This window comes from Corynebacterium glyciniphilum AJ 3170 (genome assembly GCF_000626675.1).
Classification (GTDB): domain Bacteria; phylum Actinomycetota; class Actinomycetes; order Mycobacteriales; family Mycobacteriaceae; genus Corynebacterium; species Corynebacterium glyciniphilum.
Genome location: NZ_CP006842.1, coordinates 1,516,435 through 1,542,339 on the forward strand (window position 1 = coordinate 1,516,435; position 25,905 = coordinate 1,542,339).

Below are 25,905 nucleotides of genomic sequence, written 5' to 3' on the forward strand. Positions count from 1 at the left end.
CATGGAGAAGTTCAGCACACACACCGGTGTCGCCTGCCCGTTGCGCCGGTCGAACGTGGACACCGACCAGATCGTGCCCGCCGAGTACCTCAAACTGGTCACGAAAACCGGTTACGAGTCCGGCCTGTTCAAGTCCTGGCGGCGCGACCCCGAATTCGTGCTCAACCAGAAACCTTTCGTTGATTCGACGGTGCTGGTTGCAGGCCCCGACTTCGGCACCGGCTCGTCCCGTGAGCACGCGGTGTGGGCTCTGCTGGACTACGGGTTCCGTGTCGTCTTTTCCCCACGCTTCGGCGACATCTTCCGGGGCAACACCGCCAAGAATGGTCTACTCGCCGCCACGATGACCCCGGAGGACATCGAGCTGATCTGGAAACTGATCGACCAGCAGCCCGGCGTGGAGATGACCGTCGATCTCGAGGCACGTACCGCCACCCTGGGCGAGTACGTCTTTGCCTTCGACGTCGATGACGACACCCGGTGGCGTCTGCTCAACGGCCTCGACGACATCGGCATCACCCTGCAGGACGAGACGGCGATCTCGGACTACGAATCGACCAGGCCGACCTTCAAGCCTGTTATCCGGTAGCGGCCCGGGGCCCGTGGCAGAGGACTCGGCACGCTGGCAGGGGTAAGCGTTGTTTTCCGCCGGAAATCCGACCTGCGGCTCCGCCATCGGACCACTACCTCTGCCGTCCAGGTGATATTGCCTCTGAAAGTGACGTAGGCTCAGGGAGTATGGAACGCCACCAGCACATCATCCCGCGCTTACGCCTGCAGGCAGGAGACCACGGCGTGGTCGGCGCCGCTCGCTTTTACACCGATGTCTTCCGTCCTTTCGAGGAGGCAGGACTGGAGCTCGGCGCGACCGGGGTAGTGGGTACCGACGACGGGGTGGAACTGACCGTCGCGGGGCTCCGTCTCCACCTCACCGACGCCGCAGACAGCCCCGGCGGAGCAGTGATCTCGCCGGCGACCAGTTTCCTGGTGAACATTGACCCGGTGTTCTTCGGCTGGTCCGCGGACAGCAGTGAGGACGATCGCCGCGCTGCCTCGGCCCGGACACGAGCGATACTGGACACGGTGTGGGACGGACTCGTCGCTGACGGAGCGACGGTCCTGATGCCTCTGGGGGAATATCCGTTCAGTGCTCGGTACGGCTGGGTGCAGGACCAGTTCGGGATGAGCTGGCAGCTCATGCTCACAGACCCTGCCGGTGCACCACGGCCGGCTCTGATCCCCTCCTTCCTGTTCTCTGGCGCCGCACAGAATCAGGCGGGCGAGGCGGTGGAGACCTGGACGAGGGTCTTCGGTGAGGTATTCGACGGTGACACTGGCGGGCGGTCCCGGGCGGGAGCGCTGGTTACCTACCGCGATGACACGGGCCCGGCCGTGGCGGGGTCGGTGATGTTCAGTGATGCCCAACTGGCGGGTGTCTGGGTGTCAGCGATGGACTCCGGTGCGGAACAATCCTTCACCTTCACCGACGCGGTGACATTCCGTGTGTCTTGTAATACCCCCGTACAGGCTGAGATGCTGCGCCGTGAGCTCGGCCTCGACAGTGCGGGCACGGACCGCTTCGGGGTGAGCTGGGAACCGGCCTTGGCCGACGACTGAGAGTGACAGGGCTGTGCGTGCGTTATCACCGCACGGGGAGCGGTGAGGCCAGGTAGTCGGCACCGAGCAAGGTGTCATCCGCGCCGAAGTGCAGGACCCACACGCTGCCTTTCTTGGTGCGCAGATCCTCGATCTCGAAGCCGGCGTCCTCCGCCAGCCCGGAGACCACGGCGGGAATGATCTCCCCCTGGGAGCACACCACGCTCACCGGGGCCGAGCTCGCCTGGACAAGCGCCTCCATGACCGTGCGTGCGGAGTGCTGCAGCGCGGCATCGCCGAGGTTGACGTTCATTTCGATGTCAAGGCCGAGGTGGCCCGCCGTCGGTTCCACCGTGGCGCGGCACCGTTCGGGTGCCGCAGTGAACACGGACTTCGGTTGGTAACCCTCCAGCACCGTGGGCAGGGCCGCGGCCTGGCGGTGCCCCTTCTTCGTCAGGGGGCGGAGATCATCGTCCTCTTCCCAGTTGTCCCGGGACATCGCTTTAGCATGGCGCACGTAGAGCACTCGCCGTGTGCAGCCCAGGGCGAGGACTTCTTCGGCGGCCGTGATGACGTCCCGGTCCGCGTCGTAGCTGACCTTCGCCTTGGCGTCGTGGGGGGACAGCCAGTGCAGTTCGTCGACTTCATTGTTGTCCTGGAAACGGCCGTCGGTTACTTCGGCGGTCCAGTAGTAGACGACTTTGGTTTTGTTTCCGAGCGGGTAGTGGATGTAACCGAGGAGCCATCCCAAGGTAGGGGAATACCCGGTCTCCTCGGCGATCTCGCGGGTGGCGGTGGCGACCATGTTCTCACCGGGATCGACCTTGCCTTTCGGCAGGGACCAGTCGTCGTAGTGGGGACGGTGGATCACGGCGATCTCGATCTCGTCACCGTTGTCGCCACCGGCGGTTTCCGGGGTGCCGGGGCCGTCGGGACTGGTGCGGCGCCACAGGACGGCACCGGCGGCGAAGACAGGGCGCTCAAACTCGTCGGCGGGGGTGCTGCCGATCCGGGCGACATGGCCGACGGGGGCCTCAACCGTCTCGACGGCCCGGTCCGACGTGCCCTTGTCGAGGTTTCTCGATGCCAGGGAGGTTGACAGGTCTCCGGTGCCGGTGTGGCTGATCAAGGGGGACGCCTTCCCGAGCGCACCGGTCCGGTCGAGCCGTCACCACGGACCGGGTGCGTCATGGTTCAATGTTGGGGAGCAGAAGTGCCGGAACTTTTTCCGTCCACCAGCGTAGCGGTGATGGTCGCGGAGAACGTAATAGACGAGACAGAGGAGCGCACAAGAATGGTTCGGGTAGCGGTGATGGGGTCGGGCTCCTGGGGGACGACGGTGGCCAAGGTCTGTGCGGACACTGAGATCGGGGCGCAGTTGGCGCCGACCGGGTCTGCGGCCAGCCCGTCGGTGACATTGTGGGCGCGGCGGGCGGAGATCGCTGCAGAGATCAACGACGAGCACCGGAACTCGACCTACCTGCCGGGGACGGTCCTGCCGTCGTCGGTCACCGCCACGACGGATCCCGCTGCAGCGCTTGACGGTGCCGACGTCGTCTTTCTCGGCGTTCCGTCGCAGTCACTCCGCGAGAATCTGGAACAGTGGCGTGACCTCATTCCGGAGGAAGCTACTCTCGTCAGCCTTGCGAAAGGCATTGAGCATTCGACAGGACGACGCATGAGCCAGGTCATCACGGAGGTCGCCGACGTCGACCCCGGTCGAGTCGCGGTTCTTTCCGGCCCCAACCTCGCTGTCGAGGTTGCGCAGCAGCAGCCCGCAGCAAGCGTCGTGGCCTGCACCGACGACCGTCGCGCCCGACTGGTGCAGTCTGCGTTGGCCACCGCCTACTTCCGTCCGTACACCAACGATGACGTCATCGGCTGCGAGGTCGGTGGTACCTGCAAGAACGTCATCGCGCTGGCCTGCGGCATGGCCGCGGGGATGGGGATGGGCCACAACACCATCGCGACGGTGATCACACGTGGTCTGACGGAGATCACCCGGCTGACCGTGGCGCTCGGCGGGCAGGAACGGTCCATGGCGGGCCTGGCAGGCATGGGGGATCTGGTGGCGACGTGTAATTCGCCGCTGTCACGCAATCGCACCTTCGGTGAACGTCTTGGTATGGGGGAGTCTCTGGAGCAGGCCAGCGGCGCGACGAAAGGACAGGTCGCCGAGGGTGTGATCTCCAGCATGTCTGTCGCCGAGCTGGCTGAGGCACACGGGGTGGAGATGCCGATTACCCGGGAAGTCGTTCGGGTATGCCACCACGGCGGGGACGTGCAGACCGCGATCCGGGCACTGATGGGCCGCACCAAGAAAGCCGAGTGACCCAGGATCCGGGTGTGACCGCTACACTTGGTCCCCGTGAATCTCCCAGTCAATACCCCCGTGACCCCGGCCGGCGACACTTCCGCAGAACACACCCGTACCACTGTGGCGGTGCTCTACGGAGGTCAGAACACCGAACACAGCGTGTCCTGCATCTCTGCCGGTGCGGTGATCTCTCACCTGGATCCCGAGCGCTACACGATTGTGCCGGTGGGGATTACCCGCGACGGAGTCTGGGTCAAGGGGACCACGGATGTGGAACAGCTGCGTGCCCACGGTCGTGAGCTCCCGGAGGTCAGTCGGGGACGCGCTGTCACCTTCGACCTGGGAGGGAAGCGGGGCGCTCAGCTGCGCTTCGGGGACGGCTCCCTGTACGCCGAGGTCGACGTCGTCTTCCCCGTCCTGCACGGTGTCAATGGTGAGGATGGCACCGTCCAGGGACTGCTGGAGCTGGCGAACGTCCCGTACGTGGGCAACGGTGTCTTCGCCTCGGCGACATGCATGGACAAGCAGTACACCAAAGCCGTCGCCCGACACGCCGGGATCCCGGTAGGGGACGAGGTGATCGTCACTGAGCGCCGGATTCTCACTGACGAGGAGAAGGAGTCGCTGGGACTCCCGGTGTTCGTTAAACCGGCGCGGGGCGGGTCCTCGATCGGCATCTCGAAGGTCAGTGACTGGGAGGACTTCCCGGCCGCCCTGGAGACCGCCCTCGCCGCAGACAGCAAGGTCCTGGTCGAATCGATGCTGCAGGGACCGGAGGTCGAGTGCGGTGTGCTGCAGTACCCGGACGGGACGATCCAGGCCTCCTACCCCTCGATGCTGATGGGTACCGAGGACGGGCCCGAAGGGTTCTACGGCTTCGACACGAAGTACCTGGACGACATCATCACCTATGAGATTCCGGCGCCACTGCCGGATGACCAGGTGGCCGAGGTCCGTCGTCTCGCGGTAGAGACGTTCCGGGCGTTGGACTGCTCAGGGCTGGCACGGGTCGATTTCTTCGTGACACCCGAGGGGCCGGTCCTCAACGAGCCGAACACCATGCCCGGGTTCACCCCGATCAGCATGTACCCGAAGATGTTCGCCGCCAGTGGCGTGGACTACGCGGACCTGCTGGATATCCTCATCGCGCAGGCGCTGGCGACGTAGCGGCGGAACATACGGTCGTCGCCCGGGGCGGCCGGACCGGCCCGGTTTACTGCTCGGCAGTGCGCTCCAGGGTGTCGTCGATGGCCTCGGAGACAGCGGTGAGCACACTGTTGCCGGCATCCAGCGGCAGGGACACCGCCACGGTGTCGGCGTATCCCAGCGCGTACCAGACCCCCGCGGTCGACCCTTCTGCCAGTGCGGTGTCCTGGAACCAGGGGACCTCGTCGATCTGGGTCAGCTGTGCGCCGGCCTCGTAGCTGTCCGGGAGGTCCACACCACACCGCAGGACGACCGGTTCACGGCCATCGGCGACCCATACCAGAGATCCGTCGATGGCTTCGGCGGTATCCGGCGACACGCTGTCAGGGGCAAGACGTCGGTACTCGCCGAGATTGTCCGGCAGCGCGTTCTCCAGCGCAGAACAGTCGTCGCTGTGCGTGGCGGACTGGTCTGCCAGCGGGACATCTGCAGGTGCCGGAGCGTTGGCGCTGTCGCCGTGACGGGCGATGACCTCGCCCAGGTCACTGAGATCGCTGGCGGAGATCCTGCCGTCAGTGGTGACTGCGACGACGGGGGAGTGTCCGACCGAATACCAGGTGGTCAGTTCGGACCCGGGGGTCGCGTCGGCGATCTGAAGCCATTGTTCGCCGCCACTGTCCTGGACGGAGCTGAGCAGGGTGTACTGCCCGGGTGCGTTGACACCGCATCGCAGGGAGAGCTCGGTGCCACCGCTGTCGCGGTAACCGGCGCTCCCGTCCGGCGCGGGGTCGACGACGCCCACGTCCCGGTAGTCCCCGATCCGGTCGGGAAGATCGTCGGTGATTTCGGCGCAGGTGGCACTGTCGGCGGCTGGTGCATCCACCGGGCCCATGGCCACTGGTGTGTAGACGCTGCGGTCCACCAGGATCTTCGCGCCGACGAGAACGAAGACAACGAACACCACCGCGATCAACAGCGCCAGGACGGCTCCCCTGCGTCGGACGATTCCGTGTCCGGCGGTGCTGCTACCCTGATCGGTGACCTTAGACCGTGAAGACATGCGGATGATTCTACGGCCCCCGGGGCGAAACTCCCGATCTCCGGGGGCAGTGAACCGGTTCGTTGTCAGCCAGGCACGGTGCGTGACGATTCGAGGAGACCGATGACGGGAAAGGCACCAGGGAAGCTCACCGTGGCGCAGGCGGGCGAGGCGGCGACGATCGCGGCGATTCGTGAAGCAGCCCCCAGCGAGATCAACGGTGACGACGCGGCGGTGCTCGACCCGGCTCCGCCGAACTCCCGCCACCTCGCGACCACGGACGTCTTGGTGGAGGGAGTGCACTTCCGTTTCGACTGGTCGAGCCCGTTCGAGGTCGGCGCAAAGGCGGTGACCCAGAATTTCGCGGACATCCAGGCGATGGGTGGACGGCCGACAGCGGTGCTGATGTCCTTGGCGGCGCCTGCGTACCTGGGGCTGGAGGTCGTCTCCGAGATTGCCCGTGGCGTCGGGGAATGTGCAGCACCGTGGGCTGTGGAACTTGTCGGAGGCGATGTGGTCTCCTCAACTCAGCTCGTGGTGTCGCTGACCGCGATCGGAGTATTGGCGGGGCCGGATCCTGCGATGACCATTGACGGAGCACTCCCCGGCCACGAGGTGATCGCCAGTGGGGTGATCGGGCATGCTGCTGCAGGGGAGGCGATCCTGCGCTACTTCGGCTCGCGGGACGCTGTCCCGGACAATGCTGTGCTGCAGGACCTGGTGCACCGGCACTGCGCACCGGAGCTGGTGGTGGGGCGTGGTTCGGTGGCGCGCGCCGCGGGGGTGTCGTCGATGACGGACAACTCCGACGGCCTGCTGCGGGATCTGACGACGCTCGCGACGCGTTCGGGGGTCAGTCTGGACCTTGACGGCGCTGCGTTGACACCGGACGCCCAGCTCTACTACGCAGGTGAGGTTCTCGGGGTGGATCCGTGGGAGTGGGTGCTCACCGGCGGTGAGGACCACACCCTGATCGGCACCACTGCGCAGCAGGTCCCGGCCGGGTACAGGACCCTCGGAACGGTGCGCGAGGCCGGTGGGGCCCCGGCGGTGACCGTGGACGGTCAGCCACCGATCTACACCGGAGGATGGGATTCCCTTGGCTGAATCCGACACTGTCGCCGGGCGGATTCTCGCGACGATCCATCCATCCTGGCGCAATGAACTCGACGCTTCGGCCGTCGAGTCCGCGGCGGAGTGGACCGCCGCCAGGCTCACGGAGGGGGAGCCCGTCCAGCCTGCGCCGGAGAACATCTTCCGTGCGTTGTCGCGTTCCGTCTCCGAGACCCGGGTGTTGATCCTCGGACAGGACCCGTACCCCACGCCCGGCCACGCGGTGGGACTGTCTTTCGCATCGACACCGAAAACACGGCCTTTACCGAAGTCACTGGTGAATATCTACACCGAGTACGAATCTGACCTGGGCCTGCCACGTCCCGGCTCCGCTGACCTGTCACCGTGGACCGATGCCGGGGTCATGCTGCTCAACCGGGTGCTCACCGTGCGGGCCGGTGCTGCGAACAGTCACCGCGGCTACGGATGGGAGGACATCACCGGGGCAGTGGTGAAGCACCTCGCGGAACGTCCGATGGTGGCTATCCTTTGGGGAAAGCAGGCGCAGGATATGGCCGGCGTGGTCGGACGCGACCGGTGCATCCTGTCGCCGCACCCGTCACCGTTGTCGGCGTACCGGGGGTTCTTCGGCTCGCGACCGTTCACCAGAGCCAATGAGCTTCTCGAAGCGCAGGGTGCTTCCCCGGTTAACTGGGACCTCTCCGGTCAACGCGACGGCTCCTCTTGCGGTGAGGAGGCGTCATGCTGACGGGTGCGCACGTCGCCTCCTGGGCGGAGCAGGCCGCAGCTGGCCTGGCCCGCCACAAGGACGAGATCAACGAACTCAATGTCTTTCCGATCCCCGATTCCGACACCGGGTCGAATATGACCGCAACGATGGAGTCCGCGGTTGATCGTATGCATCAGGACCACGGGGATGCACGCTCCGCCGCTGTGACCCGGACCAGCGTCGCAGATATCGCCGGGTCCCTGGCAGCAGGAGCAGTCACCGGGGCCCGCGGTAACTCGGGTCTTGTGCTGAGCCAGTTCCTCCGGGCACTGGCGGATTCTGCGGCGGCCTCACACCGGGACGAGCTGCCGGTCTCAGCGCTTCCAGGAATGCTGCACCGGGCGGAGAAACTCGTGCGTCGGGCGGTGTCGGTGCCTGTCGAGGGGACGATCATCACGGTCCTGCACGCAGCGGCTGAACAGGCGTCGGAGAGCCTGGAGTCCGCAGACCCCCGGGAATCGGTCACGGCTGACGACGTTGTCCGGGCCACCCGCGACGCTGCCATGGAGGCGCTTGCAGCAACCACCACCCAGCTTCCGGAACTCGCGTCCGCCGGAGTCGTCGATGCCGGCGGACGGGGGCTGGTGGTGATCCTCGACGCGCTGGTTGATGCGCTGTCCGAGAAGGAGCCGGCGCCATCCCACGGTGGAGACGGTTCCGGCAAGGCCGCCGACGATGTCGATGACGGGCAGCACGCAGGTCGTTCCGACCGGGCCCCGGTCGCCGAGATCGAGGTCATGTTCACCTACCAGGCAGATGATCGTCTGCTTGATGAACTGCGTGAACAGCTTAACCTGCGGGGAAACAGCGTGGTGATTGTACCTGGAGAGACCAGTGGGACGTGGCGGGTGCACGTGCACACCACCGACGCCGGCCCCCTGATCGAGCTGGCGTACAGCACCGGTGTGATCAGCGATCTCGTCCTGGAGGTCCTGCCCCTGGTCGATACTCCCGAGCCGCCACGGGCAACCGCCCCTGTTCTGGCCTTGGCTCCGGAGGGCGGTCTACGCGACATGTTCGCCGGTGCCGGGGCGACGGCCGGTGACACCCAGACAATCATTGCCGAGTTCGAGCGTCGGGGCACCGGCTGCATTGTGTTGACCAATGGGCAGGACACCACCGAACTCTTCGGTCGCCTGTCTTCCTCGACGGGAGAGGCAACGGTGGTTGACACCGAGTCCTTCGTGGGGGGCCTGGCCGCGCTGGCGGTCTACAGTCCCACCGCTGACTTGGACGAGAATGCCGAGGAAATGGCTGATGCGGTGTCCGCACAGCGGTGGAGGGAGACCGACGGTGGGCCCGATGCGCTCAGCGACCTCGTTGAGGACCTCCTCGCCGACGGGGGAGAGCTGGTCACCGTCCTCTACGACGGTCCCGGAGACGAACAGGACACCATCGGCGATCCGGTCGCCGACATGATCGAGTCGCTCCGTACAGCCCACCCGGCGGTAGAGGTGCACTGCTACCGTGTCCCCGGGCTGGGAACCGGGGCGCAGGTCGGGGTGGAGTAGATGCTCGGGTGGGACGATCCGCGGCCGCTGAGCCTGGTCATCTCCCCGGCGCGTGCCCGGAAGCTCGCCGGCAAGCCCGGGTTGGCGACTCTCGGCCAGGCACTGATGAACTTCCCGACGGGATACGTCCACACCAGTGGGACCGGAGCGATGAACGGTGATGACACCGAGATCGTGCACGGCGAGGTCTGGACCGATGCCCTCATCGAGGGTGAGCTCCTGACCTGTCTCGGCGAGGTTACCTGGGCCCAGCTGCAGGACAACCGGGCGAGAAAAGGCCCCAGAGAGATCCTCGCTTTCCGCTTCAGGGTGAACGGGGAGGATTTCTCTTCCGCGTTGTTCGGTGCCGCCCGGAGCCACCAGCCGTTCATCACCGTGGGCGCGAAACTGATGCTCTCCGGCAAGCTCAAGCTGTTCCGGGACGAGTGGCAGCTGCGCAACCCTAGCTACATCACCCTGCACCCCGGGCCCGGTCCGGACGGCAAGCAGCTTGAAGGGGAAGCCTATGAGGCGGCTTTCGGCGCATTCGGCCCGCTGGAGACCATCGTCGAGGTCGCCGGGGGAATGCGTGCCGCTCAGGAGATGCTGTCGGTCCCGTGGTTGCCGACCTATCCACGCCGGACCGGCACCACCGGGGCTGAGGTCCTCGCCGTCACGGGCCATGTTCTCGAGGCCATGGGACGCCCGTCGGATATGCTGCCTGCACCGACAGAGGTTACCGGTGCACCGGTATGGCCGGAGATCGACGGTCACCCGCTCGTGGATTTCGCCACCGCGCTCCACGACATCCACCGCCCGCCCGAGGACGGACCGCAGGCCGCCCGGACCCGTTTAATCTTCAATGAAGCACTCGCATTGCAGCTCGTCATGGCGCTTCGCAGGGCGGACACCACGACACGGCAGGGGCGCGCAGTAGTCGATATCGAGGACGAGTCGCACTATTCAGCCCTGGTCCGGGCCTTGCCGTATGAGCTGACTGACGCTCAGCAGTCAGCGCTCGACACCATTGGCCAGTCGATGGGTACTGATACGCCGATGAGCATGCTGCTGCAGGGTGACGTCGGGTCGGGCAAGACGGTTGTTGCCCTGTTGGCGATGCTGCGCGTCGTCGACTCCGGAGCCCAGTGTGCGTTCCTGGCACCCACCGAGGTGTTGGCGGCACAGCACTACAAGACGCTGACCGGGCTGCTCCAGGGAACGGGGGTGACGGTGTCTCTGCTCACCGGATCCCAGCCGGTGTCCGAGAGGCGTGACACGCTGCTCGACATCATCTCCGGTACCACCGACATTGTCATCGGTACTCACGCGGTGATCCAGGATGCGGTGGAGTTCTATGACCTGGGCATTGTCGTGGTCGACGAGCAGCACCGCTTCGGCGTGCGGCAACGCGACAAACTACGCGAGGAGTCGCCTATCGACAGGACTCCGCATCTGCTGGTGATGACGGCGACGCCGATACCCCGCACCGTGGCGATGACGATGTTCGGGGATCTGGCGGTCTGCACTCTCGACACCTCGCCGATCGGACGCGGTGTGGTGCAGTCCCACGTCGTCCCGATGTGGAAGCCCTCCTGGGTTGACCGGCTTTTCGCCGTGATCCGGGAGCAGGTCGAGGATGGTCACCGCGTCTTCATCGTGGTGCCGAAGATCGAGGGTTTCGGAGGGGTGGACAATGTTGCTGACCGACTCGAGATCGGTCCCTTGCAAGGGTTGAAGATCGGGCGACTCCACGGAAAGATGTCGGAGAAGACCGAGGTCATGGAGGACCTGGCCAGTGGAGAGATCGACGTTCTGGTGTCGACCACCGTCGTCGAGGTCGGGGTGGACATACCCGAGGCAACGGTCATGGTCGTCATGGACGCTGAGAATTTCGGCGTCAGTCAGCTTCATCAGTTACGGGGACGCGTCGGTCGTGGCACAGATGCCTCGTTGTGCTTCCTGACCACCATGATCAACCCGGAGGCGGAGGAGACCACCCCGGCTGCCGTGGCGTCTTACCGACGTCTCGAGGCCGTCGCCGCGACCACCGACGGTTTCGCGCTCGCCGAACTGGACCTGCAGACGCGGACCGAAGGCGACGTTCTCGGTGAGAGCCAGTCGGGGGCGCGGGTGCGGCGCGCCCGCCTGCTCAACCTGGCCACTGACGGAGAGATCGTGGCCGAGGCCCGCCGCTACGCCGAGGACCTCGTGCGCTATGACGAGGCACTGGCCAGGGCCCTGGTGGCAGATTTCACCGAGGGCGACCAGGAGTACATCGAGCGGAGCTGACCGGCACGATAGAATCCGGGGCATGGACATTCACGCCCCCTTTGCCGGGATCGTCAGATTCGCTGTCGCGGACGGCCAGAACGTCGCCACCGGCGACCGGCTCGCCGTTGTCGAAGCCACCAAACTCGAAAGCGCCGTGGACGCACCGGGCCCCGGTGTCGTGCACCGTGGGGCGGTCGAGGATTTCGCCCGCATCGACGGCGGCGACCTGCTGCTGAGTCTTGGGGAGGGCTGATCCCCGGTGACACGTATTATCTCCGGCACCGCCCGCGGACGAAAGCTCCGTGTGCCGGCCGGTGTCACACGACCGACCGCCGACCGCGCCAGGGAAGGCCTTTTCTCCTCCCTGCAGGTCCGTTTCGGCTTCGAGGGGGAGGTGGTCCTGGACCTTTTCGCGGGTTCTGGCGCGCTCGGGCTCGAAGCAGGCTCGCGCGGGGCAGCCGAGGTGACCCTGGTCGACGACAACCACCGGGCATGCGAGACCATCCGGGCCAACGCTGCCGTGGTCGGTCATCCTAAGGTGCACGTCATTGAATCGAAGGCGTCCAGTTTCCTCGCTACCGCCCCACACAACCGGTTCACGATGGTTCTGGCCGATCCTCCGTATGAGCTCACCGACGACGCAGTCGATGAGATGGTTGCTGCGCTGGTGCCGACCTTGATGAAGGATGCCGTGGTCGTCGTCGAGCGCCATGTCGAGTCCGACGAGGTCACATGGCCGCACGGGTTCGAGAAGACCAACCAGAAACTGAAGAAGCGAACCTACGGGATCGCCCGCATGGACATGGCGATCTGGCGGGGGGCCGCCTGAGTGGGAAGGTAGGATCAACTCCATGCGAGTCTGCTGCCCCGGGTCGTTCGACCCCGTCACCAACGGTCACCTCGACATCTTCACGCGTGCTGCGCGGAACTTTGATGAGGTGACTGTCCTGGTCACTTACAATCCGAATAAATCCGGTCTGTTCACCGCGGAAGAGAGGATGACGCTGATCCGTGAGGCGCTCGACGCCAGCGGTGTGCCGGAGGCCGGGAGAATCACGGTGGATACCTGGGACCGGCTCCTGGTGGATTATCTCACCGACAACAACATCCCGGCGATGGTCAAGGGACTGCGCAGCTCCCTCGATTACGAGTACGAGTTGCCGATGGCGCAGATGAACCAGAGGCTCTCCGGGGTGGAGACCTTTTTTCTGTTGACGAATCCAGAGTACGGTTACGTCTCCTCGACAATCTGCAAGGAAGTTGCCAAGTACGGCGGTGACGTCAGCGGCCTGCTGCCGGAGAACGTCGCCGCCGCGGTGGCCACCAAGTACGGCAACTGACGGAGGCTGCGCCGACCGGTCTCGTCCCGGCTCTGCGTGTCACATCCGTACCGTCCGCCACATTTCTGGCATGCTGGGACGCATGTACAAGACTTTCCAGGGCCTCGATGATCTCCAGAACATGGTTGACCAGGCGTACGGCGTTCCCATGACGTCCAACTGCATGGTCCCGCGCCGCGAGGTCCAGGACCTGCTGGACGAGGTCCGCACCGCTATCCCGGTCGAGATGGACGATGCCCAGGACGTCCTCGACCACCGTGACGGCATCATCGCCAACGCTGAGGACGAGGCGGACACTCTGGTCCGCGACGCTGAGGCACAGCGGGACCGTATCCTCGAGGAGGCACGTCGTCAGGCCGAGGACATGGTCAACGACGCTGAGGAACGTGCCCACTCCACGGTGGCACGTGCTGAATCCGAGGCGGACCGTCTGGTGTCCGATGCCCGCGCGGAGTACGAGCAGACCACCTCACGCGCCGAGGCAGAGGCCGAGCGTCTCGTCACGGCAGGCAACGAGTCCTACGACCGGTCAGTCAACGAGGGCATCGCCGAGCAGCAGCGGCTTGTCGGCGAGTCGGAGGTCGTGCGCGTCGCGGAAGAGGAAGCCCGCCGGATCGTGGAGTCAGCACACTCCGACTCCGACCGGCTGCGGCGCGAGTGCGACCACTACGTAGATTCCACGCTCGCTCAGTTCGAGGAATCGCTCACCGGGACGCTGCGCACCGTTTCCCGTGACCGGTCGGCCCTGCGCAAGGGGGCAGGAGTGTCCGGCGTCCGGCATGGCGACAACGGGGGACGGGACACTGCACGGCGGGAGCCGCGTGGTGAGTACCGAGAGGAGTACCGGGACGGCTACCGGGACTGATTCGCACAACCCCCGGTCTCAAGGGTAGAAACATGGTGTGAGTAACGATCCTTTTCTCCTTGATGTCCGAGAGCCGCTCGTGTCCGTGGGCGCACCGCACCATGTGACGACTTCCGGGGCCGCTCCGGTCCGCCTGGGCGGTGAAATGCTCGGTGTTGCTGAGGGGGCGCAGGTCGAGGTCGTGGCCGACATCACCAACCTGGGGCCGTCCCTCCTGGTGGACGCCACGGCACACGCGCGGGTCACTGGCCAGTGTTCCCGTTGCCTCAGTGAGATCAGTCAGGACGTCTCGCTCCATGTCAGTGACGTCTTCGGGACGACCCCCGACTTCATTTCCGGGGATGATGCCGAAGAGGGCGATGAGCCCCACCTGGTGCAGGACGACCGGGTGGACATCACCCAGCTGCTCGTGGATGAGGCAGGCCTGAACCTGCCGTTCAACCCGGTGTGTGAGGACTACGGGCAGGCCTGCTCCGACGCGACGCCGGCACCTGACGGCATATCCGGCGAGGAGGAGGTCGTCGACCCGCGGTGGGCCGCACTCGCCGACAAATTCCCCGGTGTGGGGCAGGGCGCTTCGTCGGACTCGGAGGAGGATGACTGATGGCACGCAAACGCCGTCTCACCGGTGAGGCTGCACTCGACGCCGCTTACTCGAAGACCGACCACACCCCACTGCTCGAAGCATGGGGCGTGGATTTGCCGGATGACATGCTCCGGCTGGCACTCTCGCACCGCTCCTTCGCGAATGAGAACGGCAACCTGCCTAATAATGAGCGACTGGAGTTCCTCGGGGACGCCGTGTTGGGGCTCAGTGTCGCAGAACAGCTCTACGTGCAGTTCCCGGAACGTTCGGAGGCGGACATCTCCAAGATGCGTGCCGGAGTGGTCAACATGTACGCCCTGGCGGATGTCGCCCGGGAGCTCGGCATGGGCGACAACATCCTGCTGGGACGCGGCGAGATGCTCACGGGTGGCAGCGACAAGCACTCGATCCTCGCGGACTCGGTGGAAGCGATGCTCGGTGCGATCTATCTCGTCCATGGCTTCGAGACGGCACGGCGGGCCGTGCTCCGGATCTTCGAGGACCGTATCACCACTGCACCGTCCACCGGCCTGACAATGGACTGGAAGACGGTGCTGCTGGAGAAGCTCAGCGACCTTCGGATCCCCGGCGACCCGGCATACGCTTCTGCCGCCGAGGGGCCGGCACACGACCAGACATTCCATGCCACGGTCACCATCGGCGACACCGTGCGTGGGCAGGGAACCGGCCACACGAAGAAGGAAGCGGAACACAACGCCGCCCGCGAGGCCTACAGGGCCTTGAGCTGACCCATGCCCGAACTCCCTGAGGTCGAGGTCGTGCGACGTGGTCTGGCTGAGCACATTCTCGGAGCCGAGTTTCAGCACACCGACGTTCTCCACCCGCGTGCCGTCCGTGGTCAGGACGGTGGCGCGGCAGCGATTGCCGCGGGGTTGAGTGGGGCTCGTGTGGCCGATGTACGCCGACGCGGAAAGTATCTGTGGTTAGAGCTCGCGGAGCGGGGGAACCTCTTGGTGCACCTGGGCATGTCCGGCCAGATGCTGCTGGGGGAGCCGGGTCAGGTTGTCTCACCGCACGTGCGGATCCGGTCGAGGTTGGTGACGGCGCTGGGGGAGACCCTGGAACTGACGTTCGTGGATCAGCGGACTTTCGGGCGCTGGGAACTGACCGGGGCCGATCCGGTGCCACACATCGCACTCGACCCGATGGACCCGGCGTTTGATCCGGTAGAGACCGCCAGGTCGGTCCGTCGCCGTCGGTCCGAGATCAAACGGGTTCTGCTCGATCAGACCGTGGTTTCCGGCATCGGCAATATCTACGCGGATGAGGCACTGTGGGCTGCCGGGGTGCACCCCCGCAAGCGGGCGAGCGCGATGCGACAGCAGGACGTCCTGCGGGTGCTCGATGCGGCACGGCAGGTGATGGAGCGTGCCTTGGACGCTGGTGGGACCTCCTTCGACGACCTCTACGTCAATGTCAACGGCGCATCCGGCTATTTCTCCCGCTCCCTGAACGCGTATGGCCGAGCGGGGGAGCCATGCCACCGGTGCGGGACGGCGATGGTGCGCGAGCAGTGGATGAACCGGTCTTCCCATTTCTGCCCGGTGTGCCAGACAATGCGCTGAAGGGGGCGGTGCGGGAAGCAGATGTTCGTCATTTCGTAATTACGTAAATCTGCTATCATCTCAGCCATGGCCGATCGTGACTCCTTGAATGACAGGGTTTCCCACCTTGAAAGCCGGGTCTTGGACCTGGAACGCTCGCTTGCCGGCGATACACCGCATCCATGTGAGACCGCCGCATCCCGGCCTGACGAGGCGGGACGCGAAGACAACGAGACGTTCTGGGCGCTCAACGGGCTCATCGAACGGATGGGACCGTCCGGCGGGGTGACGTACACCGGCCATGTGACACCGCCGGGCAGCGACTCACCTGTGTCATGGCAGATGGGACTGGCGACCCCCGACCTCGAGGACATTGATTTCTCGGGTGCGGCTGATCTTCTGAATGCCGTCGGCCACCCTGTCCGTCTCTCGCTGCTGCAGGCCATCTACGAGGGGAAGACGACGGCGGCCCAGCTCGGTGCCGATGAGCGCTTTGGTACGACGGGCCAGATCTACCACCACCTTCATGCACTGTCGGGCGCGGGGTGGTTGGAAAACACACGACGAGGGCACTGGCGGATACCTGCACAGCGGATCGTCCAACTACTCACCCTCGTGCTCATCGGCACCTACTGACGATTCCGCACCTCACCAGGTTAGGAGAAGAACGCAATGGAGAAACCGGCGATGGTCCGAGATGCGGCCCTTACGCGAATTCCGAGGCGACGCAGCTTCCTCGCCCGGAGCATCGTAGTTCTAGTCAGTGGGGCGCTGGCCGCGGGCACGCTGATCGCTGCCGCGCCTGCCCCGCGGGCGTTCCAGGGTGAGCCGACCGGAGACCCGGAACTGGCCGCGGAGGTGACGTCGTCGGTCGGTCCAGGCCATTGGCAACACTATGCCGCTGCGCACATTGAGGGAGACGACGTGACGTGGGCAGGGCAGGGCGCCGATGAGCATACGGAATTTGAGATCGGATCAATCACGAAGACCTTCACCGCGGCACTGTTCGCCGATGCAGTCGGTCGGGGTGAGGTAGCGCCCACCACCCGACTGGACGAGATCTGGCCTGAGCTCCAGGGGAAAGAAGCGGGAACAGTCGATCTGGAGTCCATCGCTATGCAGCGGTCCGGACTGCCCGCCATGATGCCCCCTGCCAACGCGGTGGATGCGGCGGTGTCGTTCATTTCACCTCCGGTACTGGCGGATCCTTACCGTGCCAGTGACGAGGAGGTTGTGGAGTCCCTTGCGGATATCTCGGTCGGCGAGCAGGTTCCGGAGTACTCCAACTACGGGTTCGCGGTCCTCGGCCAGGCGTTGTCCGAGGTGACCGGCCAGGACTATGCGGACCTCGTGCGACAACGTATCACTGAGCCACTCGACATGGATGATACCTACGTGCCTGAGGGTGCAGAGGGGTTGTCCCACGGTTACGGTGCGTCGGGTCTGCCCGCGGCCCCCTGGACCCTGGCCGGTACAGCGCCGGCCGGTGCTGTCCGTTCCACCGCGCACGATCTGAGTATCTGGCTCCGCGCAGTCAGAGATGGTCACGCCACTGGGGCAGAAGCAGCGGTACCGCGTCGGAACTTCGATGATCATGATGACATCGGCTGGGCCTGGTTCACGACAACAACCACTCCAGCGGTGACGTGGCATAACGGCGGGACGGGTGGCTACCGCTCCTACCTCGGTTTCGACCGGGACTCGGGCGAGGGCATCATCATGTTGTCGGATGCCGCCGTCAGCGTCGACGGAGCAGCCGATGTCATTGCGCAGGCCGATGACTCCTAGTCACTGCGGCGGCGTGAAGATCCGTAGCTCACCGTCGGAGAGCCACAGTTCACCGTCCATCCACTGTGCAGCGACATCCGACCTTTCGACGGGTACCTCCAGCACCATGTCGAGTGTGTCCGGATCGAACAGCTGGTACATACCGGAGTCATCATCCTCGCTCCAGTCCGGGTCGGTGGAACTGAGCCGGAAGTGGAAGGCCCCGAACCACGGGTCGACCACCTCGAGCCATGGATTTCCTGCAGGTGCCCAGTATCGTCTGACCACCTCAAGGTCTGTGTCTCTCAGGGTTAGCGTCGTCTGGTCGCTCGTGAATATCCGACCGTCGACGACAAACACCGTCCAGCTCTCCAGACTGTAGGCTTCCTCCACCCAGTGGACCTCACCGTCGATCACTCGGCCCAGGTGATAGACCAGTATTCTGGCGTCGTCGTCCTCCCACTCATCCAGTACGATGTACCCGCCGTCCGGATGCTCGTGCACGAAGTCATAGCCGGGCAACGGCAGGCCGTCCTCTGGTGCGACGTCGCAAAGCTCCCGGAAGACCACGATCTCCTCGTCGGTGGGACGACGCTCACTCCACTGCGGTACCGGACATTCGCCTGCAGGTTCCGAGGTAGGTTCGAGCAGATCAGTCGTGCCGCTGGACGTGGGCGGCTGCCACGGTTCAGGGCATCGGGGCGCCCCGTAGTGTCGCTCATCCCAGGAGAAGACGGAAGCGTCGAGGACGTCAGGAAAATCCACGTCGACGAGCTCTCCGCCGCCGTCACCGGTGTCTACGGCGAGGACGACACCGGTGACGGCGTCTACGTCGATCCATCGGGCACGACCGGAGCTGTCCAGGTGGCGTCCAGGCAGCCCGGGGATGCGGTAGGCACGTCGGCCCCGGACAGTGACGTCCTCCACCAGCCCGGCAGGGAAGACCTGGTCGAGAATACCGAGCAACTGTCGTGGGGACAGGAGCCATGTGGCTGGTGTCGTGACGGACAGGTACTCCGATCCGTCCACCGAATCACCGTGTGTCATGACCACAGCCCGATCGTCAGCGTCCAGGAGACGGGGAGTGCCGTCCATCTCAGTGACCAGGCGACGGTGATGGTCCCTGACGAGACGATAGTCCCCGGCACCGAGTATCAGACTCGCCATGCGTTCCCCACCGATCATCCAGCCGAACTGGGAGCCGTCAAAGTCGCCGTGGAGCCGCATGGTCGCAGCGATCGGCGCTGAGGTGCCCCGGACAATCAGGTCACGAAGTGCGTTCCATGAGTACATAGGTACACGCTACCTGCCGTCTGCCGAGGCACGTGAGATGTGGCGAGGTCGTATGACCCACGCAGCTATCTCAGTGTTCAGTCACCTCTGTTGGTTAACATCTTCTCCAGCCAAGAGAAACTGGGGTTCTCCATCGTCTCCGTTAAGGATGAACTACACTTACCGGTAGTCCCACGGGCACCTTCGGTGACTCTCGCTGACCCCGCGGCGTTTACAGCGCCGGGCCGGGGTGATGCATGGGACAATCCTCCACTGTCGATCGTGATTCCCAGGAGAACTCTGCCGTGCGTTTGCGCCATCGTATCACCGCCTTTCTCGCCGCCGTTGCGGCCCTGTTCGCCGTCACCGCGTCGCCGTCGGTGGCAGAGGAGCTCCCGCAGGGCGGCTCGGCAGGCTCCTCAGCGTCCTCAGGCTCCCACGGTTCTCTCGGTTCTCCCGGCTCGGGGTCGAGTGTGGCCGGATCCTCAGGTATCCCGTCGCTAGGTGCCCTGTTCCCCAGGGTCAACCCGTACTCGGACAGCACTGTCGACAATCTTGTGGCGTTCGGAGACTCGTTCACGGCGAACTCACACTGGCTGGTCAACAGGTACCCTGCGCTGGGCTTCGCCTACCCGAAACAGGAGGGCTGCTTTGTCGCTCCGGACGCCTGGCCGGCGATCGTCGGCCAGGAAACGGGCCGTCCCGTCCAGAACTGGGCGTGCAACGGGCACACCACCGTCGGGATGCTCGACCGCATTGACCGCGCCATCAGCGCCGACGACATCAACGACACCTCCACGGTGGTACTGGCAGCAGGGATGAACGACAAACGTCAGGGCTTGTCCGACGAGGTGATCCGAAAGAACCTTGTGGCCGGGGTGGAGAAGGTGCGTGCGGTCGCCCCGGACGCGGAGATCCTGTTGCTGGGTCGACTCTCCACCACCAGTCCTGGCGGTATCTACTGCGACTGGAACATCATTCCCAACCTCCCTTTCGGCGAGTCCGACGCGACGACGGCGGCATTTGAGCGGGCCAACCAAGAGAACCACAAGGCCGCGGCGGAAACCGCCAGGGTGCCGTTCATCGACATCCGGGACATGACCGTCAACACCAACTCGACCTGCGCCCGGGACGCAGACCGCTATGTCTCGGGTCACTGGGACATCACGACGCCCGGATTCAACATGCGCGCGCACCCGTCCATCGGGGGCAGCAGGTTCCTCGCGGAGCAGATCATCGTGGCATTCGGCACTGATGGAGCATCTTTCCTGTTGGACGTCATCGATGACGTCGACCTCGACAACGATCCTGCCCTCGCGGATGTCGCCGAGGAGCTGACCGGACTGCTGGACGACGACGACCACTGAGCCAGGAAACACGGCCGAAACATGATGAGCCACGCAAAGTGATCTGTGCCACCTCCGAGCGTGTTGATAAGGGACATTCCTCCGCTGCCCAGTAACGTCCGGAAAATGACGGATTTCATCACCTCCATGAACGATGGCGTGTGGAGCGTCGTCGTCTGGGCCCTCGTAGGAGCCGGTCTGTACTTCGGTGTCCGCACGATCCTGGTCCAGCTACGGTTGTTCCCCCAGATGTTCGGTGCGGTTGCTGAGGCACCGTATGAAGACGACGAGATGCTCAGTCGTGATCCCGAAGCGACGGCGAAGAAGGGCATCTCCCCGTTCAAGGCATTCACCATTTCTGCCGCATCGCGGGTGGGAACGGGAAACGTCGCCGGCGTCGCGGTGGCCATCACCCTCGGTGGTCCAGGCGCGGTGTTCTGGATGTGGATGATCGCCATCCTGGGCGGCGCCACGTCATTCGTCGAAGCCACACTCGCTCAGCTCTACAAGACCCGCGACTACGCCAACAACGCCTACCGGGGTGGCCCGGCGTACTACATGACCCGTGGTCTGAATAAGCCCGTCCTGGCTGTCATCTTCGGTATCGTCATCACGCTGACCTTCGGGTTCATCAACAATGCCCTGCAGACCAACTCCATCGTCGAGTCCATGGGCCGCTCTGCGGACAATGACGGTCTGACCCTCAAGATCATCATTGGCCTGGCGGTCGCGGCACTGACGGCAATCATCGTCTTCGGTGGCGTCCAGAGGATCGCCTCCTTCACCCAGGTGATCGTCCCGTTCATGGCGGTGGCCTACATCGGTCTGGGACTCATCGTGGTGCTGATGAACCTGTCCGAGATCCCCGGTGTCTTCGCCCAGATCGTCGGCCATGCCCTCGGCTTCCGTGAGGTTGCCGGTGCAGCAGTCGGTGCCGCCTTCATGAACGGTATGCGCCGTGGCCTGTTCTCCAACGAAGCGGGCCAGGGTTCGGTGCCGAACGCTGCCGGAACTGCTGCGGTGTCCCACCCGGTGAAGCAGGGCCTTGTCCAGACCCTCGGGGTCTACTTCGACACGCTGATCGTCTGCTCGGTCACCGCGTTCATCATCCTGTTGTCCGATCCGCCGTTCGGCGAGGAGATCCAGGGTGCCAGCCTCACCCAGGATTCCATGGCGTCACAGGTTGGCGACTGGGGGATCCACGCGGTCACCTTCATCCTGTTCTTCCTGGCATTCTCCTCGGTGATCGGCAACTACTACCTTGCCCAGTCCAATGTGGAGTACTTCACGAAGAATCCGGCGGTGATGTTCGGCTTCCGGCTCCTCGTCGTCCTCTGTGTCTTCCTCGGCGCCATCGTCAACGTGCCGGTCATCTGGGCGCTGGCCGACACGTTCACGGCGATCATGGTGGTGGTCAATCTGTGTGCCATCATCCCTTTGTGCCCCGTGGCGCTGAAACTGCTGCGTAACTACACCGACCAGAAGAAGCAGGGGTTGGATCCGGTCTTCCGGCGCAGCATGTTGCCCGAGCTGAAGAACATCGAATGCTGGGACGACAAGGACGAGGCGTTCAACGCTGTTCCGGCGCAGACGCTCCGCGGCTAAACTGGCCCCATGAGCGACGCCGATGCACCGACAACCCGACTGACCGCGTGGGTCCACGGCCTCGTCCAAGGCGTCGGATTTCGCTGGAAGACCCGTACAAAGGCACTCGAGCTCGGTCTGGTCGGTTTTGCGTCCAACTATCCGGACGGCCGTGTCCTCGTCGTCGCCGAGGGGTCGGAGGATGCCACCGCTGCCCTGCAAGCCTGGTTGCGCTCGGGTGACACCCCGGGTCGTGTGGACCAGGTGGTGGATTCGGTGACGGGCCCGCGTGGCGACTACACGGGGTTCGAGACCCGCTGAGGTAAAATCCACGCCCATGCACCTCAAGTCGTTGACCCTGAAGGGTTTCAAGTCCTTCGCGTCGGCGACGACCCTGAAACTTGAACCGGGTATCTGCGCGGTCGTCGGTCCGAACGGCTCAGGGAAGTCGAATGTTGTCGACGCTCTCGCCTGGGTGATGGGGGAGCAGGGGGCGAAGACCCTGCGCGGTGGCAAGATGGAGGATGTCATCTTCGCCGGCGCCGGCGACCGTAAGGCGTTGGGACGCGCCGAGGTCACGCTCACGATCGACAACGCAGACGGCGCACTCCCCATCGACTACACGGAAGTGTCGGTGACCCGTCGCATGTTCCGTGACGGTGCCAGCGAGTATGAGATCAACGGTGCCAAGGCCCGGTTGATGGACATCCAGGAGCTGTTGTCGGACTCCGGCATCGGTCGCGAGATGCACGTGATTGTCGGCCAGGGACGCCTGGCACAGATCCTGGAGTCGCGGCCCGAGGAACGGCGGGCCTACATCGAAGAGGCCGCCGGTGTGCTCAAACACCGTCGTCGCAAGGAGAAGGCACAGCGCAAACTCGTCTCGATGCAGGGCAACCTGGACCGGTTGCACGATCTCACTGACGAACTGGCCAAACAACTCAAACCACTTGCGCGACAGGCCGAGGCTGCCCAACGCGCCGAGCAGGTGCAGGCCACCATCCGGTCGAACCGACTGCTGCTCACCGCAGACAAGGTCCGTCGCCTTTCTGATGAGCTCAATGACGCCGATGCCCAGGCGAAAGTGCTTGAATCCGACATCGCTGAACTCAAGGAGGGGCTCGAGGAGCACAGCGGGGAATTGGCGGTGACAGAGGAGGAACTGCGCACCGCACTCGAGGAAGCGGAAGCGGCGAAGTCACTGTGGTTCCGCTTGTCGACCATCGCCGAGAAGAATGCCGCAACCCTGCGGATCGCCTCCGACCGTGCCGACGACTCCGGCGCCGACACTACCTGGACCGGCCAGGACCCCGATGAACTGATCGCCCGGGCAGAACAGGCCGAAGAAGAGCAGGCGATGCTCGACGAGGAGGTGGAGGTCGCCACCGAGCGGCTGGAAAGCATCCGGGACGATGTCGCGGCCCGAGACGAGGCGGCGCGCGACGCTGAACAGGAGCATCTCGCGCAGGTGCGGGCTATCGCCGACCGTCGCGAAGGTATCGTCCGCCTCCTGGCACAGCAAGAGGCGGTGGAGCAGCGTCGCACCGCGGCAGATGAGGAGATCAACCGCCTCCAGCAGTCCGTGGAGGAACAACGCGAGTCGCTGGAGGCCACCACCGGCTCTGAGGAAGCCGACGCCGCCGATGCCCTCGCTGAACTGCAGAATCAGGGTTCGGGACTGGAGGACGCTGCTGCCCGTACTGCCGAGGAGTCCACCGGCGCGGAACGCCGTGTCGCTGAACTCCGCGCCGCAGAACGCGACCTGGAGCGCACCATTGCCTCGTTGGAGGCGTCGGTGGAAGCATGGCGCGACCGCCTGCGTCCGTCGGACGGGGCGGCCGTGGCGGTGCGCGCCGCCGAGGAGCGGGGACTGGAGGCACTCCGCCCCCTCGCCGAACTGCTCACTGTGCGTGACGGGTGGGAGAAGGCAGTGGCCGCCGTCCTACCGGCCGGGCTAGCCGGGGAGAGTCCCGATGCGCTCGACACACTGGTTGACGCGCTCGTCGACGCCGCTGAGGGGCGTGCCCTGCTGCTGGCCGGGGATGGCGCAGACAGCGCTGCAGAGTCGTGGCGGTTGGATCGTGGCGTCGGCGGTGCCGGAATGTCGTCCACCGACTGGCTTCTCGATCATATCGACATCGCCGACGCGGTTGTTCCTGCAGTCACGGCGCTGCTCGTCGACGTCGTTGCCGTTTCTGATGTGGAGGAGGGGCGCCGGACCGTCTCGGCCGATGAACGACTCCGCGCGGTCACCCCCACCGGAGTCGTCGTCGGCGCGGGGTGGGTCGCGGCCGGATCGGGCGGCACGACACCCGTTGAACTGTCCACCAGAATCGATCAGGCTGTCGCCGATATCAGCGCACGCACGGCCGAGTTGGCCGATCTGCAGGCGACTCTCAGCGGTGCCGAGCAGGCTGCGGAGGAGCTGCGTACCGCAGCTGCCGGTGCTACGGCAGCAGTGCGGGACCACCGCACCCGGCTCACTGCCGCACGGCACCGTGTCGATGCCGCCGAACGTACCGCAGGCCAGGCGCGTCGACTCCTGGACAAGGCGGTGGCCCAGCGTGATGAGGCGGAGAAACGTCGTGACGCCCTGGCCATCGAGGCCGATGAGATCGCTGACCGGCTCGCCCGCCTGGACGCCGACGGTGACGAGGAGGGAAGCGGTACGGAGCCGTCCACCGCCGAGCGCGACGCGACCGCCCAGGCGCTCACCCAGGCCCGTGCCATGGAGATGGAGGCACGACTCGCGCTGCGTACCGCGGAAGAACGTGCCGGCAACCATCGGGGACGTGCTGAGAGTCTGCGGCGCCAGGCGCGTCAGGAAACGGCGGCCAGGGAACAGTTCAACCGTGCTGCCGCGAAGCGTCGGGCCGCCCGTGAACGCGCCCGCGTCGTCGCTGACCAGGCGCGGAGAGTGGACCTGCGCATCCGGGACGCATTGGACCGTGCCGAGGGGACCCGTGCCCGCACCGACGAGGCCCACCGCCAGTGGCAGGCAGCCCTGAATGAACGCAAGGACAAGGTGAACACCTTGACGCTGCGGCTCAATCACCTCACCAACACCGCACACTCCGCCGAGATAGCCCGTAGCCAGGCACAGCTGCGCATCGAACAGGCACTGGAGCAGGCCATGGACCAGCTCGGGATGGCCGCCGCCCAACTGTTGGACGAGGCACCCGGAGACGACTTCGACCGCGACGCCGCCACCCGTGACCTCAAAGCCGCTGAAAAATCACTGCGCTCACTGGGCAAAGTCAACCCGCTGGCCCTGGAGGAGTACTCGGCGCTTGAGGAACGCCATCGGTTCCTGGCCACCCAGCTCGATGACGTCGAGAGAGCCCGGGACGACCTTGAGGGCGTGATCAAAGATGTCGACGACACCATCCTCGCCCTGTTCACTGACGCCTGGAATGACGTCGAGGACGAATTCCCTCGGGTGTTCGACACCCTCTTCCCGGGCGGTGCGGGCCGCTTGATCCTCACAGAACCAGACGACATGCTGACCACCGGCATCGAGGTCGAGGCGCGTCCGCCAGGCAAGAAGGTCAAGAGGCTGTCTCTGCTCTCCGGCGGAGAGAAATCTCTCACCGCGCTGGCGTTGCTCGTCGCGATTTTCCGTGCCCGCCCGAGCCCCTTCTACGTCATGGACGAGGTGGAGGCCGCCCTGGACGACGTGAACCTGCGTCGGCTCATCGCGTTATTTGAGGAACTCCGTGAAGACTCCCAGCTCATCGTGATCACGCACCAGAAGCCGACCATGGATGTGGCCAACGTTCTTTACGGGGTCACGATGCGCGGTGACGGGGTCACCAGGGTCATCTCGCAACGCATGGACCCCAAGCCAGCCGAACCCGCCGACCCCTCCTAGAATGGGA

Annotated in this window: 24 protein-coding genes; 21 read left to right on the forward strand and 3 right to left on the reverse strand. The window is 65.1% G+C overall.

Features of this window, described 5'->3' with window-relative positions; all coding sequences use genetic code 11:
- Nucleotide 1 precedes the first annotated feature (1 nt).
- Both leuD and CGLY_RS07150 read left to right on the forward strand, forming a co-directional pair.
- Complete coding sequence (gene leuD, locus CGLY_RS07145; RefSeq protein ID WP_038547944.1) at nucleotides 2–589, forward strand: 3-isopropylmalate dehydratase small subunit; 588 nt, start codon at nucleotides 2–4, stop codon at nucleotides 587–589.
- Nucleotides 590–738: 149 nt separating this feature from the next.
- Nucleotides 739–1,617 carry a VOC family protein gene (locus CGLY_RS07150; RefSeq protein WP_052539827.1) on the forward strand — a complete coding sequence of 293 codons (879 nt, stop codon included), beginning with the start codon at nucleotides 739–741 and terminating at the stop codon, nucleotides 1,615–1,617.
- Between the two features lie 25 nt (nucleotides 1,618–1,642).
- Here CGLY_RS07150 and CGLY_RS07155 read toward each other — a convergent pair whose 3' ends face one another.
- Nucleotides 1,643–2,725, reverse strand: coding sequence for an NUDIX hydrolase (locus CGLY_RS07155; protein ID WP_038547948.1), 1,083 nt, complete (start codon nucleotides 2,723–2,725; stop codon nucleotides 1,643–1,645).
- A gap of 165 nt (nucleotides 2,726–2,890) precedes the next feature.
- Here CGLY_RS07155 and CGLY_RS07160 point away from each other — a divergent pair, with 165 nt between their 5' ends.
- Together CGLY_RS07160 and CGLY_RS07165 are read left to right on the forward strand one after the other, a co-directional pair.
- Nucleotides 2,891–3,928, forward strand: a complete 1,038-nt coding sequence (locus CGLY_RS07160; RefSeq protein ID WP_038547951.1) for an NAD(P)H-dependent glycerol-3-phosphate dehydrogenase — start codon at nucleotides 2,891–2,893, stop codon at nucleotides 3,926–3,928.
- A gap of 36 nt (nucleotides 3,929–3,964) precedes the next feature.
- The gene (locus CGLY_RS07165) at nucleotides 3,965–5,080 is read left to right on the forward strand and encodes a D-alanine--D-alanine ligase family protein (RefSeq protein WP_320406904.1); all 1,116 of its coding nucleotides are present in this window, start codon (nucleotides 3,965–3,967) and stop codon (nucleotides 5,078–5,080) included.
- Between the two features lie 46 nt (nucleotides 5,081–5,126).
- On the opposite strand, the gene CGLY_RS07170 is transcribed toward CGLY_RS07165, so the two are convergent.
- The gene (locus CGLY_RS07170) at nucleotides 5,127–6,119 is read right to left on the reverse strand and encodes a DUF3515 domain-containing protein (RefSeq protein ID WP_038547959.1); all 993 of its coding nucleotides are present in this window, start codon (nucleotides 6,117–6,119) and stop codon (nucleotides 5,127–5,129) included.
- Nucleotides 6,120–6,221: 102 nt separating this feature from the next.
- On the opposite strand from CGLY_RS07170, the gene CGLY_RS07175 reads away from it, so the two are divergent.
- From CGLY_RS07175 to CGLY_RS07235, 13 genes are all read left to right on the forward strand, one after another.
- A complete protein-coding gene (locus CGLY_RS07175; protein WP_038547964.1) occupies nucleotides 6,222–7,205 on the forward strand; it encodes a thiamine-phosphate kinase in 984 nt (327 codons plus the stop codon).
- Nucleotides 7,198–7,920 (forward strand): uracil-DNA glycosylase, encoded by a 723-nt coding sequence (locus tag CGLY_RS07180; protein ID WP_081803816.1) that lies wholly within the window; start codon nucleotides 7,198–7,200, stop codon nucleotides 7,918–7,920. Before CGLY_RS07175 ends, CGLY_RS07180 begins: the two co-directional genes overlap by 8 nt.
- Nucleotides 7,914–9,452 carry a DAK2 domain-containing protein gene (locus CGLY_RS07185; protein ID WP_038547967.1) on the forward strand — a complete coding sequence of 513 codons (1,539 nt, stop codon included), beginning with the start codon at nucleotides 7,914–7,916 and terminating at the stop codon, nucleotides 9,450–9,452. Before CGLY_RS07180 ends, CGLY_RS07185 begins: the two co-directional genes overlap by 7 nt.
- A complete protein-coding gene (locus CGLY_RS07190) occupies nucleotides 9,453–11,720 on the forward strand; it encodes an ATP-dependent DNA helicase RecG (RefSeq protein ID WP_038547970.1) in 2,268 nt (755 codons plus the stop codon). It begins immediately after the preceding gene.
- A 22-nt stretch (nucleotides 11,721–11,742) separates the two neighbouring features.
- Nucleotides 11,743–11,955 carry a biotin/lipoyl-containing protein gene (locus CGLY_RS07195; RefSeq protein ID WP_038547973.1) on the forward strand — a complete coding sequence of 71 codons (213 nt, stop codon included), beginning with the start codon at nucleotides 11,743–11,745 and terminating at the stop codon, nucleotides 11,953–11,955.
- Between the two features lie 6 nt (nucleotides 11,956–11,961).
- Entirely contained in the window at nucleotides 11,962–12,531 is a 570-nt protein-coding gene (locus CGLY_RS07200; RefSeq protein WP_038547979.1) for an RsmD family RNA methyltransferase, read from the forward strand.
- A gap of 22 nt (nucleotides 12,532–12,553) precedes the next feature.
- Entirely contained in the window at nucleotides 12,554–13,042 is a 489-nt protein-coding gene (gene coaD / locus CGLY_RS07205) for a pantetheine-phosphate adenylyltransferase (RefSeq protein ID WP_038547981.1), read from the forward strand.
- A gap of 82 nt (nucleotides 13,043–13,124) precedes the next feature.
- Nucleotides 13,125–13,907 (forward strand): ATP synthase F0 subunit B, encoded by a 783-nt coding sequence (locus tag CGLY_RS07210; protein WP_038551875.1) that lies wholly within the window; start codon nucleotides 13,125–13,127, stop codon nucleotides 13,905–13,907.
- A 37-nt stretch (nucleotides 13,908–13,944) separates the two neighbouring features.
- Nucleotides 13,945–14,511, forward strand: a complete 567-nt coding sequence (locus CGLY_RS07215; protein WP_038547985.1) for a YceD family protein — start codon at nucleotides 13,945–13,947, stop codon at nucleotides 14,509–14,511.
- Nucleotides 14,511–15,242 (forward strand): ribonuclease III, encoded by a 732-nt coding sequence (gene rnc / locus CGLY_RS07220; protein WP_038547991.1) that lies wholly within the window; start codon nucleotides 14,511–14,513, stop codon nucleotides 15,240–15,242. Before CGLY_RS07215 ends, rnc begins: the two co-directional genes overlap by 1 nt.
- 3 nt (nucleotides 15,243–15,245) lie before the next feature.
- A complete protein-coding gene (mutM, locus tag CGLY_RS07225) occupies nucleotides 15,246–16,079 on the forward strand; it encodes a bifunctional DNA-formamidopyrimidine glycosylase/DNA-(apurinic or apyrimidinic site) lyase (RefSeq protein WP_038547996.1) in 834 nt (277 codons plus the stop codon).
- Nucleotides 16,080–16,145: 66 nt separating this feature from the next.
- Nucleotides 16,146–16,694, forward strand: coding sequence for an ArsR/SmtB family transcription factor (locus tag CGLY_RS07230; protein WP_038548002.1), 549 nt, complete (start codon nucleotides 16,146–16,148; stop codon nucleotides 16,692–16,694).
- A gap of 36 nt (nucleotides 16,695–16,730) precedes the next feature.
- Complete coding sequence (locus CGLY_RS07235) at nucleotides 16,731–17,846, forward strand: serine hydrolase domain-containing protein (RefSeq protein ID WP_052539828.1); 1,116 nt, start codon at nucleotides 16,731–16,733, stop codon at nucleotides 17,844–17,846.
- Here CGLY_RS07235 and CGLY_RS07240 read toward each other — a convergent pair whose 3' ends face one another.
- Nucleotides 17,847–19,118 (reverse strand): hypothetical protein, encoded by a 1,272-nt coding sequence (locus CGLY_RS07240; protein WP_038548007.1) that lies wholly within the window; start codon nucleotides 19,116–19,118, stop codon nucleotides 17,847–17,849.
- Nucleotides 19,119–19,402: 284 nt separating this feature from the next.
- Between CGLY_RS07240 and CGLY_RS16715 the strand changes: the two genes are divergently transcribed.
- The 4 genes from CGLY_RS16715 to smc all read left to right on the forward strand — a co-directional run bounded on the left by CGLY_RS16715 (nucleotide 19,403) and on the right by smc (nucleotide 25,898).
- Nucleotides 19,403–20,464: an SGNH/GDSL hydrolase family protein gene (locus CGLY_RS16715; protein ID WP_158407377.1), complete on the forward strand. Its 1,062-nt coding sequence runs from the start codon at nucleotides 19,403–19,405 to the stop codon at nucleotides 20,462–20,464.
- 105 nt (nucleotides 20,465–20,569) lie between these two features.
- Nucleotides 20,570–22,048, forward strand: coding sequence for an alanine/glycine:cation symporter family protein (locus CGLY_RS07250; RefSeq protein WP_038548011.1), 1,479 nt, complete (start codon nucleotides 20,570–20,572; stop codon nucleotides 22,046–22,048).
- 9 nt (nucleotides 22,049–22,057) lie between these two features.
- The gene (locus CGLY_RS07255) at nucleotides 22,058–22,348 is read left to right on the forward strand and encodes an acylphosphatase (RefSeq protein ID WP_038548014.1); all 291 of its coding nucleotides are present in this window, start codon (nucleotides 22,058–22,060) and stop codon (nucleotides 22,346–22,348) included.
- Nucleotides 22,349–22,364: 16 nt separating this feature from the next.
- Nucleotides 22,365–25,898, forward strand: coding sequence for a chromosome segregation protein SMC (smc, locus tag CGLY_RS07260; RefSeq protein WP_038548017.1), 3,534 nt, complete (start codon nucleotides 22,365–22,367; stop codon nucleotides 25,896–25,898).
- Nucleotides 25,899–25,905 lie beyond the last annotated feature (7 nt).

Excerpts from the sequence above, each read along its gene's own strand:
- CGLY_RS07240 (WP_038548007.1), bottom strand. The coding sequence starts at position 19,118 with ATGTACTCATGGAACGCACTTCGTGACCTGATTGTCCGGGGCACCTCA.
- mutM (WP_038547996.1), top strand. The coding sequence starts at position 15,246 with ATGCCCGAACTCCCTGAGGTCGAGGTCGTGCGACGTGGTCTGGCTGAG.
- CGLY_RS07210 (WP_038551875.1), top strand. The coding sequence starts at position 13,125 with ATGTACAAGACTTTCCAGGGCCTCGATGATCTCCAGAACATGGTTGAC.
- CGLY_RS07195 (WP_038547973.1), top strand. The coding sequence starts at position 11,743 with ATGGACATTCACGCCCCCTTTGCCGGGATCGTCAGATTCGCTGTCGCG.
- CGLY_RS07230 (WP_038548002.1), top strand. The coding sequence starts at position 16,146 with ATGGCCGATCGTGACTCCTTGAATGACAGGGTTTCCCACCTTGAAAGC.
- CGLY_RS07190 (WP_038547970.1), top strand. The coding sequence starts at position 9,453 with ATGCTCGGGTGGGACGATCCGCGGCCGCTGAGCCTGGTCATCTCCCCG.
- CGLY_RS07185 (WP_038547967.1), top strand. The coding sequence starts at position 7,914 with ATGCTGACGGGTGCGCACGTCGCCTCCTGGGCGGAGCAGGCCGCAGCT.
- leuD (WP_038547944.1), top strand. The coding sequence starts at position 2 with ATGGAGAAGTTCAGCACACACACCGGTGTCGCCTGCCCGTTGCGCCGG.
- smc (WP_038548017.1), top strand. The coding sequence starts at position 22,365 with ATGCACCTCAAGTCGTTGACCCTGAAGGGTTTCAAGTCCTTCGCGTCG.
- CGLY_RS07160 (WP_038547951.1), top strand. The coding sequence starts at position 2,891 with ATGGTTCGGGTAGCGGTGATGGGGTCGGGCTCCTGGGGGACGACGGTG.
- rnc (WP_038547991.1), top strand. The coding sequence starts at position 14,511 with ATGGCACGCAAACGCCGTCTCACCGGTGAGGCTGCACTCGACGCCGCT.
- CGLY_RS07170 (WP_038547959.1), bottom strand. The coding sequence starts at position 6,119 with ATGTCTTCACGGTCTAAGGTCACCGATCAGGGTAGCAGCACCGCCGGA.
- CGLY_RS07150 (WP_052539827.1), top strand. The coding sequence starts at position 739 with ATGGAACGCCACCAGCACATCATCCCGCGCTTACGCCTGCAGGCAGGA.
- coaD (WP_038547981.1), top strand. The coding sequence starts at position 12,554 with ATGCGAGTCTGCTGCCCCGGGTCGTTCGACCCCGTCACCAACGGTCAC.
- CGLY_RS07255 (WP_038548014.1), top strand. The coding sequence starts at position 22,058 with ATGAGCGACGCCGATGCACCGACAACCCGACTGACCGCGTGGGTCCAC.
- CGLY_RS07175 (WP_038547964.1), top strand. The coding sequence starts at position 6,222 with ATGACGGGAAAGGCACCAGGGAAGCTCACCGTGGCGCAGGCGGGCGAG.
- CGLY_RS07250 (WP_038548011.1), top strand. The coding sequence starts at position 20,570 with ATGACGGATTTCATCACCTCCATGAACGATGGCGTGTGGAGCGTCGTC.
- CGLY_RS07235 (WP_052539828.1), top strand. The coding sequence starts at position 16,731 with ATGGAGAAACCGGCGATGGTCCGAGATGCGGCCCTTACGCGAATTCCG.